This is a genomic window from Deinococcus planocerae (genome assembly GCF_002869765.1).
Taxonomy (GTDB): Bacteria; Deinococcota; Deinococci; order Deinococcales; family Deinococcaceae; genus Deinococcus; species Deinococcus planocerae.
Genome location: NZ_PNOR01000008.1, coordinates 19,299 through 31,515, shown reverse-complemented (window position 1 = coordinate 31,515; position 12,217 = coordinate 19,299). Strand labels below are relative to the sequence as shown.

General features: G+C 71.6%; 14 protein-coding genes. 5 read left to right on the top strand and 9 right to left on the bottom strand.

The window, feature by feature from the left end; genetic code table 11:
* Positions 1-3: 3 nt before the first annotated feature.
* Genes A7B18_RS06100 through A7B18_RS06085 form a run of 4 tightly spaced genes read right to left on the bottom strand, consistent with a single transcriptional unit; the run spans position 4 to position 3,039 of the window.
* On the bottom strand, positions 4-789 hold the full coding sequence (locus A7B18_RS06100) for a YetF domain-containing protein (protein WP_245872764.1): 786 nt from the start codon (positions 787-789) through the stop codon (positions 4-6).
* Positions 786-980, bottom strand: coding sequence for a hypothetical protein (locus tag A7B18_RS06095; protein ID WP_102125802.1), 195 nt, complete (start codon positions 978-980; stop codon positions 786-788). The genes A7B18_RS06100 and A7B18_RS06095 overlap by 4 nt, the downstream gene beginning before the upstream one ends.
* A 44-nt stretch (positions 981-1,024) precedes the next feature.
* On the bottom strand, positions 1,025-2,056 hold the full coding sequence (gene mltG / locus A7B18_RS06090; protein ID WP_102125801.1) for an endolytic transglycosylase MltG: 1,032 nt from the start codon (positions 2,054-2,056) through the stop codon (positions 1,025-1,027).
* A complete protein-coding gene (locus A7B18_RS06085; RefSeq protein WP_102125800.1) occupies positions 2,053-3,039 on the bottom strand; it encodes a carbohydrate kinase family protein in 987 nt (328 codons plus the stop codon). The genes mltG and A7B18_RS06085 overlap by 4 nt, the downstream gene beginning before the upstream one ends.
* 188 nt (positions 3,040-3,227) lie before the next feature.
* Here A7B18_RS06085 and A7B18_RS06080 point away from each other — a divergent pair, with 188 nt between their 5' ends.
* A complete protein-coding gene (locus A7B18_RS06080) occupies positions 3,228-3,713 on the top strand; it encodes a nucleoside deaminase (protein ID WP_219722095.1) in 486 nt (161 codons plus the stop codon).
* A 7-nt stretch (positions 3,714-3,720) separates the two neighbouring features.
* Here A7B18_RS06080 and A7B18_RS06075 read toward each other — a convergent pair whose 3' ends face one another.
* From A7B18_RS06075 to A7B18_RS06065, 3 genes are all read right to left on the bottom strand, one after another.
* On the bottom strand, positions 3,721-4,365 hold the full coding sequence (locus A7B18_RS06075) for a hypothetical protein (protein WP_245872763.1): 645 nt from the start codon (positions 4,363-4,365) through the stop codon (positions 3,721-3,723).
* Positions 4,366-4,429: 64 nt separating this feature from the next.
* Positions 4,430-5,845, bottom strand: coding sequence for an Asp-tRNA(Asn)/Glu-tRNA(Gln) amidotransferase subunit GatB (gene gatB, locus A7B18_RS06070; RefSeq protein WP_102125799.1), 1,416 nt, complete (start codon positions 5,843-5,845; stop codon positions 4,430-4,432).
* A 45-nt stretch (positions 5,846-5,890) separates the two neighbouring features.
* Positions 5,891-6,331, bottom strand: coding sequence for a GNAT family N-acetyltransferase (locus A7B18_RS06065; protein WP_245872762.1), 441 nt, complete (start codon positions 6,329-6,331; stop codon positions 5,891-5,893).
* Between the two features lie 52 nt (positions 6,332-6,383).
* Between A7B18_RS06065 and A7B18_RS06060 the strand changes: the two genes are divergently transcribed.
* Positions 6,384-6,881, top strand: a complete 498-nt coding sequence (locus A7B18_RS06060; RefSeq protein WP_102125797.1) for a hypothetical protein — start codon at positions 6,384-6,386, stop codon at positions 6,879-6,881.
* 73 nt (positions 6,882-6,954) lie between these two features.
* Entirely contained in the window at positions 6,955-8,415 is a 1,461-nt protein-coding gene (locus A7B18_RS06055) for a sigma 54-interacting transcriptional regulator (RefSeq protein WP_102125796.1), read from the top strand.
* Between the two features lie 74 nt (positions 8,416-8,489).
* Here the strand turns inward: A7B18_RS06055 and panB are convergent, their stop codons facing one another.
* Both panB and A7B18_RS06045 read right to left on the bottom strand, forming a co-directional pair.
* The gene (gene panB / locus A7B18_RS06050; protein WP_102125795.1) at positions 8,490-9,311 is read right to left on the bottom strand and encodes a 3-methyl-2-oxobutanoate hydroxymethyltransferase; all 822 of its coding nucleotides are present in this window, start codon (positions 9,309-9,311) and stop codon (positions 8,490-8,492) included.
* Positions 9,312-9,400: 89 nt separating this feature from the next.
* Positions 9,401-9,880 (bottom strand): DUF420 domain-containing protein, encoded by a 480-nt coding sequence (locus A7B18_RS06045; protein ID WP_102125794.1) that lies wholly within the window; start codon positions 9,878-9,880, stop codon positions 9,401-9,403.
* Between the two features lie 188 nt (positions 9,881-10,068).
* On the opposite strand from A7B18_RS06045, the gene A7B18_RS06040 reads away from it, so the two are divergent.
* Both A7B18_RS06040 and A7B18_RS06035 read left to right on the top strand, forming a co-directional pair.
* Complete coding sequence (locus tag A7B18_RS06040) at positions 10,069-11,064, top strand: COX15/CtaA family protein (protein WP_102125793.1); 996 nt, start codon at positions 10,069-10,071, stop codon at positions 11,062-11,064.
* On the top strand, positions 11,061-11,999 hold the full coding sequence (locus tag A7B18_RS06035) for a heme o synthase (protein WP_180970039.1): 939 nt from the start codon (positions 11,061-11,063) through the stop codon (positions 11,997-11,999). The genes A7B18_RS06040 and A7B18_RS06035 overlap by 4 nt, the downstream gene beginning before the upstream one ends.
* Positions 12,000-12,217: the final 218 nt, after the last annotated feature.

Here is a 12,217-nt window from a genome sequence, read left to right as displayed (position 1 = left end):
GCCTCAGGCGGGGCCCATGCCGGGCGGGCCGTGACCGCTGCCCCCACCGCCCTGGGGCGCTCCGCCGCCGCCGCCGAGCGGATCGGTGGTGGCGGGCGTCCAGGTGTCGCACCCGCAGCCCGGGCAGGGGGGCAGGGGACCTTCCGGCGTGAGGAGGGTGCCGCAGCCCGTGCAGGCGACCTCGCCCGCGTATCGCTCGCCGACCGGGAGACGCCTCGGGGGTTCCAGGTCCCACGGCGGCACGACCGGGAGGCCCGCCGGGGCGCCTTCCCCGTGCAGGAAGACGGAGAGGTTGCCGTCTTGCTCGAAGTACGCGCGCTGCACCTCCCCGAGCTGGCGCACCCCCTGGGCCCGCAGCCGCTCGAAGAGGTCCTCGCGGCTCAGGCCCGCGCGGCCCAGCGCCTCCCGCCCCATCACCCCGCCCCGCACGAGTTCGACGGGCGTGCCCTCCACGAAGGTCTCGACCCGCTCGCTCCGAACGACGAGAAAGGCGAGCAGCCGCTGAAAGCCCACCACGAGCGCGAGCACCAGCATCGCGTGGAGGAGCGGCACCTCGGGGTAGAACATGGGGTCCCCCGCCGCCGACCCCAGCGCGATCACGATGGCGAGTTCGAGGGGACTGAGCTGCGCCAGCCCGCGCTTGCCCGTCACCCGCAGCAAGAAGACCAGCCACAGGAAGATCACCCCGGTGCGGAAGACGATCTCCAGCAAGAAGAGCGGCGGCACGTCCCCCAGGAACATCCGCCCCAGGTCGAAGGGAACGACCTCCGAGCCACCTCCGGCGCTCACGACCGCTCCTCACCCGGCGGCGGCGCGTCCTCGGGCGTCAACCCCAGCCCGGCGAGCACCCGCTCCCTCTCCCAGCCGATCAGGGTGGAGAGTTCGGTGAGGGTCGCCTCGAAGTCGGGGGCGCCCGGAGTCAACTCGCGCAGCCGCGCCCACAGGGCGTTGCGCCGTTCCAGGAAGTCGCGGGAGGGCATGGGGCGAGTCTAGGTGTCAGGGCCGTCTGGCGGCGCCAGACACCTCAGCGGTAACGGTCGATGTCCCGCAGGTGGGCGGTGTAGTCGTGGTTGACGTAGATCTTGCCGTTCAGCCCGTGCAGGAAGTACAGGGCGTCGCGCCCGTCGTCCAGCTTGCGCTCGGGCGAGAGGACGCTCAGCAGGGCGGCCTGGCCGGGGTTGTTGATCGGTCCGGCGGGCAGGCCCGGGCGGGTGTAGGTCGAGTACGGCGTGTCCTTGGTGAAGTCCCCGGCGCTGCGGTCGAGTTCGGGGAGGTCCTTGCCCAGCCCGTAAGCGACGGTGGGGTCGCTGCCCAGGTTGATGCCGTCCCGCAGGCGGTTGAGAAACACCCCCGCGATGATCGGCATCTCCTCGTCGTTCGCGGCCTCGGCCTGCACCATGCTCGCCAGGATCACCCAGTCGCGCACGCCGAGGCCCAGCGCCTTGGCCTTGGCCACGTTCGCCGGGGTGAACTCCCGCTCCATCCGGGCCACCATCTCCTGCACGGCGCTCCTGGGCGTCTCGCCCACCCGGAACTCGTACGTGGCCGGGAAGACGAAGCCCTCGAGGTTCTTCTGCTTGCCCCGCGCGTACTGGCTCAGGGAAGCGTCATTGAGGGCCGCCTGTACCTGCGCCGCCGCGAAGCCTGCCTTCTCGAAGATGGGCGGGATGTCTTGAATTCGCCGCCCCTCGGGGACGGTGACGCTGACGGTGGGGATGCGCGCGGGGCCCGCCAGTTTCTCGGCGACCTGATAGACGTTCATGGTGCCGCTGAGGTCGTAGAGCCCCTCCTTGAGGCTCCCCGCCGTGCCGTTGCGGTCCATCACGAAGCGCAGGGCGCGGGCATTTTTCACGATGCCGCGCGCCTCCAGCCGCCGGGCGATGGCCGGGAGGGTGTCCCCCGGCTTGACCTCCAGCGTGTACGCCTGCCCGCCCGCCGGGCCGGTGAGGCTGCGCAGGAAGGCGAAGACCCCGCCCGCCGCCAGCAGCAGGAGAATGAAGAGGACCAGGAGCAGCCACACCCACAGGGGCGTGCCCTTCCCTTGCAGCCGCGTCACGCCCCCACCTCCGGGCGGAAGGCGGCGAGCCGGGCCCCGAGGTCGGCGTCGGCAGGGGGCCGGGCCCCAAAGCGGGCGACCACCCAGCCGCCCACCTGCACGGCGAGGCGGGCGGCCTGCGCGGCGTCCCCGTGCCGCAGCCACCCGGCCAGGAAGGCGCCCCCGAAGGCGTCCCCCGCCCCGGTCGCGTCGATCAGGCGGTCCCGGGTCGCCGGGACATGGGTGCGGGGCTGACCGGGCCCCTCCAGCAGGGCGCCCTCCTCGTCGAGCTTGAGGACCACCAGGGCGTGCGGGTAGCGCCCGCGCAGCCAGCCCAGCGCCCGGTCCGGGTCGGTGCAGCCGCTCATGGCGTGGGCCTCGTCGGCGTTGGGGAAGATCACGTCGAAGGGCACGGCGTCCACGATCTCCAGGAAATCCTCGCGCCCCATCTGCCCGATCATCTGGAAGCTGCCGGGATCGAGGCTCAGCGTCGCCCCGCCCGCCTTGGCGACCCGCGCGGCCTCCAGCGCGGCCCCCCGCGGCGGGTCGCGAAAGAGGCTCCAGGCGGTGAGGTGCAGGTGCCCGGCGCCCGCGAGAAGGTCGCGCGGCAATTCCCCCGGCAGCAGCTCCCAGTCCGCCCCCTGCCCGGTGAGCATCGCGCGCTGGCCCCGGCGGTCGATCAGGGCGAGGATGACGCCCGTGCGGTGCTCGTCACTGAGGACGAGGTGGCCCGTCACGCCCTCGGCCTCCAGTTCGGCGGTGGCGAGTTCGCCGAAGCGGTCGCGCCCGATCTTGCCGACAAAGGCGGAGGGGAAACCGGCGCGGCTCGCCCAGACGGCGAGGTTGGCCGCCGAGCCGCCGCCCGAGAGTTCGAGGCGTCCGGTGGTGTCGCCCCCGGCCATCAGCATGGTGTCGGGCTTGGCGAGCACGTCCCACGCGAGGTCGCCCAGCGACACCAGCGGCCCTGGCAAACCGCGCCCGTGCTTGAGGTCTTCCTGAGTCATGACTGACGCGCAGCATACCCTTCGCCGGGAATGAGGATGTTGGGGAGCGGGGGGCCCGGCTTGTCCCCGCCCCGCCGCCGCCGTACCCTGGGGGCGCCCACTGTTCTGCATGGATAACCAGCGGGGCCGCAGGCGACCAACCATGCGCGGCCCGCTCTTTGCTCCCCGGGCCACCTGGAAGGTGACCCATGACCGACCCGACTCCCACCCCCGACCTCCCCGCCAGCTCCCCCATGCGCGAGGCGGCCCGCCTGGCCCTGGAGAACGTGTTGCAGGGGCAGGGCGGCCCCTTTGGCGCGGTGATCGTCCGGGACGGCGAGATCGTCGCCACGGGCGTCAACCGCGTGACCCAGAACAGCGACCCCACCGCCCACGCCGAGGTCGAGGCGATCCGGCTCCTGGGCCGCTTCCACCTCTCCGACTGCGAGATCTACACGAGCTGCGAGCCGTGCCCGATGTGCCTGGGCGCGATCTACTGGGCCCGCCTCTGCGCCCTGCACTACGCCTGCACCCAGTCGGACGCGGACGCCATCGGTTTTTCCGACGAGTTCATCTACGGGGAGATTGCCAAACCCCACGCCGAGCGCCAGCTCCCGACCACCCAGGAGGGCCGCGAGGAGGCGCTGGCCGCCTTCCGCGCGTGGCAGGGCAGCGTGGCGAAGGTCGAGTACTAGCTACCGCTCAGCGCTCCTCGCCCGCCGGGGCCACCTGCACCGCGCGCAGGGCGAGCAGGGTGGCGAGCACGTCCAGGGCGCCGCTCAGCCCGTAGACGAGCTGGGCGCCCAGGGTGGGCCGGTCGCTGAAGCCCGCGATGGGCACCACGTTGAACACCGCCATCGCCAGGCTGAGCGCGGCGGCCACGTTGAGCCAGTCGGCGAGCCGCTTGCGCCGCAGGGGGTCCCCCGGCTGGGGCGCGAGGCGCGCGAGGGTACCGTACACCGCGTTCCCCGCCAGGATGCTCGCAGGCCACACCGTCATCAGGGCCGTCAGGGCGACGCCGTTCGCCTCGGGCGCCCCGCCGTTCGCCAGGCTGAGCAGGAGCAGAAACCACAGCACCAGCCGAAAGGACGTCAGCCACGGAAAAGCGAGGCTCAGCGCCCGCAGCGCCCCGTCGCCGGGGGCCACCGCCCGCCCCCGCGTGAAGCGCCGAAACACCGCCGTCCACCACGCGAGCACGAGCCCCGACAAGAACGCCTCCACCGCCGTGAACCACGCCCCCGTCGAGAAATTCCCGCGCCACAGGGCGTAGGCGACGAGGGCGAACAGGCCCATCACCTGGACCGTCAGGGCGGCGAGCGCGGCGGAGCGCCAGCGGGCCGGGGTCACGGGGCGTCTCCCGTCGCCGGGGACCCAGGCGGACGGCGGACGGCGCAGAGCCTACCGCCCCCCCTCACAGCCCCAACTTCGCTTGCAGCCGCTCGCGCACGACCTCCGGCTTGGCCTGGCCCCCGGTCGCCTTCATCACCGGGCCGAACAGGGCGTTCATCGCCTTGGCGTTTCCGGCGCGCACCTTCTCCACGGTCGCCGGGTCGGCCCGCATCGCCGCGTCGATGGCGGCGTCGATGGCCCCGGTGTCGGTCACCACGCTCAGGCCGCGTTCGCGCACGAGCGCCTCCGGGTCCTGCCCCGCCATCACGTCGGCGAGAAGGTCCTTGGCGACCCGTCCGCCAATCGTGCCCGCACCCAACAGGCGCACGAGGGCGGCGAGGTGGGCGGGGTTCAGGCCCGTGTCACGGATCGTCTCCTCCCGTGCGGCCAGGAACCCCGCCACGTCCGTCAGCAGCCAGTTGGCGAGCCTCTGGGCGTCGGGGGCGGGCGTGCTCGCCAGCGCCTCGTCGTAGAAGCGGCCCAGGGGGACGTTGAGGCTCAGCGTCTCCGCGTCGCTCTCGCGCACGCCCGCGAGCACCAGCCGTTCGCGCTTCTGGGCGGGCAGCTCGGGCATCCGGGCCCGCACGCGCTCGACCCACTCCGGCGTGATGTCCAGCGGCGGGAGGTCGGGCTCGGGGAAATAGCGGTAGTCGGCCTCGCCCTCCTTGGTGCGCATCAGGAAGGTCTTGCCCCCCCCCTCGTCCCAGCCCAGCGTGTCCTGGGTGACGCGGCCCCCCGTGCTCAGCACCCGCTCCTGCCGCGCCGCCTCGAACTCGATGGCGCGCCCCACCGAGCGGAAGGAGTTGAGGTTCTTGACCTCCACCTTGGTGCCCCAGGGCTCGCCGGGGTGGTGGACGCTGATGTTCACGTCGCAGCGCATCTTGCCCTCCTCGGGCGTGGCGTCACTGACCCCCAGGGACTGGGCGATGGCCTGCACCGCCTCCAGGAAGGCGCGGGCCTGCTCCGCCCCCCGGATGTCCGCCTCCGTCACCATCTCGATCAGAGGAGACCCGGCGCGGTTGAGGTCGAGCAGGCTGTAGGGGGCGTAGGTGGGGTGCAGCAGCTTCCCGGCGTCGTCCTCCAGGTGGGCGCGCTTGATGCGGACGCGGCCCCCGCCCACCTCCAGAACCCCGTCCCGCGCGATGGGGCGGTCGTACTGCGAGAGCTGGAAGTTTTTGGGCGCGTCGGGGTAGAAGTAGTTCTTGCGGTGAAACTGGGTGAACCCCGACACGTCGCAGCCCAGGGCGAGGCCGAACATCATGGCGAGTTCGACGGCCTCGCGGTTGAGGGTGGGCAGGGTGCCCGGCAGCCCGAGGGTGAGGGGGTCGGTGAACGCATTGGGCTCGGCCCCGTGGTAGTCGGCGGGGCACGCGCTGAAGATTTTGGTGCGCGTGCGCAGTTGCAGGTGAACTTCGAGGCCGATGACCGCCCGGTACATGGGGGGAGTGTAGCGTCGGGGACCCGGGAGGGCGGTGGGGCACGTTCAGAAGGGCACGTCTTCCAGCCTGAGGTGCATCTCCGTCCCGCTCGCCCGGAAGCCCAGCGCCTCGTACAGCGGGCGGGACGTCTCGCTCGTGCCCAGGCCGACCCGGGTGACGCCGCGCTCCCGGGCCGCGTCCAGGCAGAGGGTGACGAGGGTCCAGGCGAGGCCGCGCCGCCGGTGCCCCGGGTGCGTCCAGACGTTGACGATCCGGGCTCGGTAGGGGCTGGGGTCACCGCGCGTGGGGCCCCACTCCAGCAGGGTCAGGCCCGCGCCCGCGACGACCTCTCCTCCGTCCCTGGCGAGAAACCCGGCGTACACGCCGCGTCTCAGGGCGTCGGCGACCCAGGCGGCATAGGTGGGGCGCTCGGCGGCGTCGGCCTCGTCCAGGTAGCGGTGAAGGGCGATGGTGTCGGCGTCGGCGGGACAGGCGGGTCGAGGCACCCGGCCAGTGTGCCGCGGCAACTCCTGTGCGGCGCAGAGCGTACCCGGGCGCATGGGTGAATTGAACGGACGGATCGGGGGCCCGCGGCTGGGCTACGACCTGCGCGCGGACTGGGACGGGGAGAAGCTGCGCGGGCGCGTCGGCGGGCCCTTCCAGGGCAGGGACATCGCGCTGACGCTGCATGGCGGGAACGTGGACGGGCGCGTCGGGGGCACCTTCGCCGGGTTCGACGTGGACGGCGAAGTCACGCCGCAGGGGGCGCGCGTGCGGCTGGGCGGGCGCGTGGGCGGGGACGACGTGCGCCTGACCGCGGACGGGGACCGGATGACCGGACGCTTCTCGGGCCGCGTCAGCGGCAAGGACGTGGAGTTGCGCCGCAGCGGGGACCGGCTGGAGGGACGCATCGGCGGCGTGGTGGACGGGAAGGACGTGGGGCTGTCCCTCGGCGGCGTTCCTGCGGAACTCGCAGCCCTGGCGGCGCTGTGCGCCTACAAGGTGCTGGAGGACGAGCAGACCGCCGCGAGCACCTCGGTCCACCTGTCCTCCTGAGAGGGGCCGACCCTCCCTTTCTCCCCTCAGCCGCACATTCGCGCCCAGACGTGCGTGCTAGCTTCCCCCAATCATGACTGCCGTACAGGGACAGGTGAGGGCCAGGACGCTCGGAGAACTGCTTCAGACGCCGGAATACGCGGGCCGCACGCCCTTCGACGGTCGCGTTCGTCTCGTCCACGACGAGGTGCGCGAGAACCTGACGCGCAAGCTGCGGGGCGGCGAGGACCTCTTCCCCGGTGTGATCGGCTACGACGAGACCGTTATCCCCCAGCTCACCAACGCGCTCCTCGCGCGCCAGAACTTCATCCTGCTCGGCCTGCGCGGTCAGGCCAAGAGCCGCATCCTGCGCGCGATCACCGGCCTCCTCGACGAGTTCGTGCCCGTGATCGACGGGGTGGACATGCCCGACGATCCCCTCAACCCCATCGGGGCGGAGGGCCGTCACCTGCTCGAAGTCCACGGCTTGGAGCTCCCCATCCGCTGGCTGCCGCGTGACGCCCGCTACGTGGAAAAGCTCGCCACCCCCGACGTGACGGTCGCGGACCTGATCGGCGACGTGGACCCCATCAAAGCGGCGCGGCTGGGCACCTCGCTCGGCGACACCCGCTCGATGCACTTCGGCCTGCTGCCGCGCGCCAACCGGGGCATCTTCGCGGTGAACGAGCTCGCCGACCTCGCGCCCAAGGTGCAAGTGGCGCTGTTCAACATCCTTCAGGAGGGCGACGTCCAGATCAAGGGCTACCCCATTCGGCTGGAACTCGACGTGATGCTCGTCTTCTCGGCCAACCCCGAGGACTACACGGCGCGCGGCAAGATCGTCACGCCCCTCAAGGACCGCATCGGCTCGGAGATCCGTACCCACTACCCCACCGACGTGCGGCAGGGCATGGAGATCACCGCGCAGGAGGCGGTGCGCGACACCGGGGTGATCGTGCCCGACTTCATGGCGGAACTCATCGAGGAGATCGCCTTCCAGGCGCGCGAGGACGGGCGGGTGGACAAGATGTCCGGCGTCTCGCAGCGCCTCCCGATCAGCCTGATGGAGGTCGCGTCGGCCAACGCCGAGCGCCGCTCCCTGACCCAGGGCGACCACCCGGTCGTGCGCGTCAGCGACGTGTACGCGGGGCTTCCGGCGATCACCGGCAAGATGGAGCTGGAGTACGAGGGCGAACTCAAGGGCGCCGACACGGTGGCCCGTGACGTGATCCGCAAGGCCGCCGGGGCCGTGTACGCCCGCCAGCTCGGCAGCGCCGACACGCGCGAGCTGGAGAAGTGGTTCGAGGACGGCAACGTCTTCCGCTTCCCGCAGTCGGGGGACGCTGCGGGCGCCATGAAGGCCACCCGTCAGGTCCCCGGCCTGACCGACCTCGCCGTCACGGTGGCGGGCAGCAACGACGACGCCGTGCGCGTGGCCGCCGCCGAGTTCATCCTCGAAGGCCTCTATGGCCGCAAGAAGCTCAGCCGCGCCGAGGAGACCTACGCGGCGCCCGAGCCCGAGACCCGGCAGCAGCGGGGCGGGCGCTGGAACTGAGGGTCACAGGCAATCGGCAAGAGAAAGCGTTCGCCCGTGCACAGGCGAACGCTTCTTTTTGTCTGGCTCACCCCTCAGTACAGCTTCCCCAGCACCTCGTCCTTCATCACGAAGCTCTGCTCCCTCGTCGGGAACTGCCGCGCCCGCACCTCGGCGGCGTAGGTGGCGATGGCCTCCCGCGCCTCCCGGCCCAGTTCGGCGTAGCGCTTGGAAATCTTCTTCTCCTCGCCCTCGTACACGCCGAGGAGGTCGTGGTAGACGAGCACCTGACCCCGGCAGTGCACCCCTGCCCCGATGCCGATGGTGGGGACGTGCAACCGCTCGGTGACGAGGCGGGCGAGGCGGGCGGGCACGGCCTCCAGCACGACGGCGAAGGCTCCGGCAGCTTCCAGCGCGATGGCCCCGTCCACCGTGCGCCGGGCACTCTCCTCGTCCTTGCCCTGCACCTTGAGGCCGCCCTGGGCGGTGGCGGTCTGGGGCATCAGCCCGACGTGACCCATCACGGGCACCCCGTTGCGGGTGAGCACCGAGACGACCTCCAGCACCTCGGGGGTCGCGCCCTCCATCTTCACGGCGTCGGCGCCCGTCTCCTGAATGACGCGGACGGCGGCGCGCATGGCGTCCGTCACGCCCGTGTGGTAGGTGCCGAAGGGGAGGTCCACGACCATGAAGGTCTCCGGCGCCCCCCGCCGCACGGCCCGCGCGTGGTGGATCATGTCGCCCAGGGTGACGGGCGCGGTCGAGTCGTAGCCCAGCACCACGTTTCCCAGCGAGTCCCCGACGAGGATCAGGTCCACCCCTGCCGCCTGGGCGTGCCGCCCACCCGGGTAGTCGTAGGCGGTCACCATCACGAGCGGCTGCTCCGCGTGCAGGAGGTCGGGAACGCTGCGTTTCATGGGGCGAAGGTAGCAGCTTTGGGCCGCCAGCGGTCGGCCACTAGGCGCCTGCGCTGACGGCTGGTCGCCGGGAACGGGCCGCTTTCCCGCTAGCCCTTGACGACTTCCCCGTAGCGCCCCAGCACGAGGTAGATGATCCAGCCCGTCGCCGCGACGTAGAGCCAGACGGGCACCGTCCAGCGCACCCAGGCGCGGTGGCGGTTGAAGTACTTGCGGGCGGCGGGCGCCCCGATGTTGCCGAGGTTCCCGGCCAGGCGCAGCCCCTTGACGGAGTTGTACAGGGCGCCGAGGGCGAGCGGCAGGTTGACCGCCGCGAGGATGATGTGGCTGATCAGGAGGGCGAAGTACGCGCCGCGCCACGCGTCCGGGCCGACGTACTTCTTTTCGTAACCCAGCCCCAGCCGGGTGAGGTAGAGGACCAGGAAGACGGTCGCCAGCGCGCTCGCCGTCGCCATCGCGCGCAGGTGCGCCTCACGGTTGCCGCGCTTGATGAAATACACCCCGGCCACGAGCGCGATGCCGCTCAGGACGATGGTGATGACTGCCCACTGGTTGATGATCGCCGCCACGTCCGCAGTGTAGGTCCCCGGGGCCGGGGCAGGTGACCCCGGGGCGGTGAGACGCGCAAGGGCGTGGGCGGGGGACAATCTTCAGCCGCGCCCGCCTAGAATGGGAGGCGTTGACCTCACCGGGCCCCTGGACCCCTCGCTGGGGCGTTGTGCTCAGGGCGCCCGTTTTTCGATGGGAAGGACGGTGCATGGAAGTGAGTCGTGTCGTGGCGGCGTCCCGCCCGGGCGCGGGAATGTGGCTCTCCCGGCTGGCCTGGGCGGCCCTGGCGTACAACGTGCTGGTGATCCTCTGGGGCGCGGTGGTGCGCATCACGGGGGCGGGAGCGGGCTGCGGCGACCACTGGCCGCTGTGTAACGGCGTGGTCGTGCCCCAGAGCCCGGCCCTGCACACGGTCATCGAATTCAGCCACCGCCTCACGAGCGGCCTGAGCGGCCTGCTCGCCCTCGCCCTTGCCGGGTTGGCCTTCCGGGCGACGCCGAAGGGCCACCCCGTCCGGCTGGGCGCCCTGCTGAGCCTGGGACTCATCGTGCTGGAAGGTCTGGTCGGCGGCGTGCAGGTGCTGCTGGGTCTGACGGCGGACTCCACCGACCCGGCGCGCGGGCTCGTGCAGGGCGTCCACCTCGCCAACACCTTCTTGCTGCTCGGCGCCCTGCTCCTCACCGCCTTCTGGGCGTCGGGCGGGCCGAGGTTGAGGCTGCGGGGCCAGGGCCGCGCGCTCGGGCTGACCGTGCTCGGGCTGGGGCTGACCCTGGTGCTCGGCATGGCGGGGGCGGTGACCGCGCTCGGCGACCTGCTCTTTTCTCCCGCGCCCGGCACGCCGCTCGACACGGTGCGGCGCGACTTCGGGGCGACCGCCTCCCTGATCGAGAACCTGCGGGTGATCCACCCCATGCTCGCCGTCCTCACGAGCGCGTATCTGGTCTGGATGGTGGGGGCGCTGCGCCGCTTGCGGCCCTCGCCGGAGGTGACCCGCTGGGGCCTGGCCCTGATCGGCATCATCGGCGTGCAGATGCTCGCGGGCTTCCTGAACGTGGCGCTCAAGGCCCCGGCGTGGATGCAGCTCACGCACCTCTTCCTGGCGTGCGTGATGTGGCTCGTCACGGTGACGCTGGCCTACCGCGCCCTGAGCGCCCCGGCGGTGCGGCACCAGGCCGTGCCCGCCCGGGCAGGAGTGAACGTATGACGACGGAACCCATGCGCGGGGGCGATATCCTCTCCCCCGTGACCGAGGCCCCCCGCGCGACCTGGCGCGACTACCTGGCGCTGACCAAACCCAAGGTCATCAGCCTGCTGCTGTGGACCACCCTCACCGCGATGGTGATGGCGGCGCGCGGCTGGCCGGGCCTGGGGCTGCTCGTGGTCGTGTCGCTCGCCGGGTACGCCTCGGCGGGGTCGGCGGGTGTGTTCAACATGATCGTGGACCGCGACATCGACCTGTTGATGAAGCGCACGGCGGGGCGGCCCACGTCGAGCGGCCTGATCTCCACCCGCGACGCGGCGATCTTCGGCACCGCCCTCCAGGTCGCCTCGTTCGTGGCGCTGTGGGTGTGGGCGACTCCCCTGGCCGCGTGGATGAGCCTCGCGGGCTTTTTCACCTACGTGGTCGTGTACACCCTGTGGCTCAAGCGCACGACGTGGCACAACATCGTGCTCGGCGGGGCCGCCGGGTGCTTTCCGCCCCTGGTAGGCTGGGCCGCCGTGACGGGAGACCTCAACCTCTTCGCGTGGTTTCTCTTCGCGATCATCTTCTTCTGGACGCCCGTGCACTTCTGGGCGCTCGCCCTGATGATCAAGGAGGAGTACCGCGAGGTCGGCATCCCCATGCTGCCCGTCGTCCACGGCGACAAACTCACGGTGGCCCAGATCGGGCTGTACGCCGTTTACACCGTCGTCCTCTCGGTGATGCCCGTCTTCATCGGGGAGGTCGGGCTGCTGTACTTCGTGGTCGCGCTCCTTCTCGGCGGGCTGCTGCTCGCGCGCTCGTGGCGGCTGTACCGGCACGTGATGGGGGGGCAGGCGGTCGAGCGGCGGGTGGCCGTGCCGCTGTACCTGTACTCGATGCTCTACCTCGCGCTGCTCTTCGTGGCGGGAGCGGTCGACCGGGTGCTGACGGCGTAGCGGGCGGGGCAGGGGCCACGGGGGGGGGCGCGGCGACGGTAGCCGTCCCCCCAGAGTTTTTGCCCCTGGCGCGAGGTTCAGGACACTTGCCCACCGCTTCATCTGGTCTCATACGGCTACCCCTGACCGCTCGGTCGAACTGCGTGTGGAGGCACACACGGCGGCATAGTTCGGAAGGCACACAACCTTGAAGAACGCCTTAGACTGGGGGGAAGAGG

Excerpts from the sequence above, each read along its gene's own strand:
- A7B18_RS06055 (WP_102125796.1), top strand. The coding sequence starts at position 6,955 with ATGACTGCCGTACAGGGACAGGTGAGGGCCAGGACGCTCGGAGAACTG.
- panB (WP_102125795.1), bottom strand. The coding sequence starts at position 9,311 with ATGAAACGCAGCGTTCCCGACCTCCTGCACGCGGAGCAGCCGCTCGTG.
- A7B18_RS06035 (WP_180970039.1), top strand. The coding sequence starts at position 11,061 with ATGACGACGGAACCCATGCGCGGGGGCGATATCCTCTCCCCCGTGACC.
- A7B18_RS06060 (WP_102125797.1), top strand. The coding sequence starts at position 6,384 with ATGGGTGAATTGAACGGACGGATCGGGGGCCCGCGGCTGGGCTACGAC.
- gatB (WP_102125799.1), bottom strand. The coding sequence starts at position 5,845 with ATGTACCGGGCGGTCATCGGCCTCGAAGTTCACCTGCAACTGCGCACG.
- A7B18_RS06080 (WP_219722095.1), top strand. The coding sequence starts at position 3,228 with ATGACCGACCCGACTCCCACCCCCGACCTCCCCGCCAGCTCCCCCATG.
- A7B18_RS06095 (WP_102125802.1), bottom strand. The coding sequence starts at position 980 with ATGCCCTCCCGCGACTTCCTGGAACGGCGCAACGCCCTGTGGGCGCGG.
- A7B18_RS06085 (WP_102125800.1), bottom strand. The coding sequence starts at position 3,039 with ATGACTCAGGAAGACCTCAAGCACGGGCGCGGTTTGCCAGGGCCGCTG.
- A7B18_RS06040 (WP_102125793.1), top strand. The coding sequence starts at position 10,069 with ATGGAAGTGAGTCGTGTCGTGGCGGCGTCCCGCCCGGGCGCGGGAATG.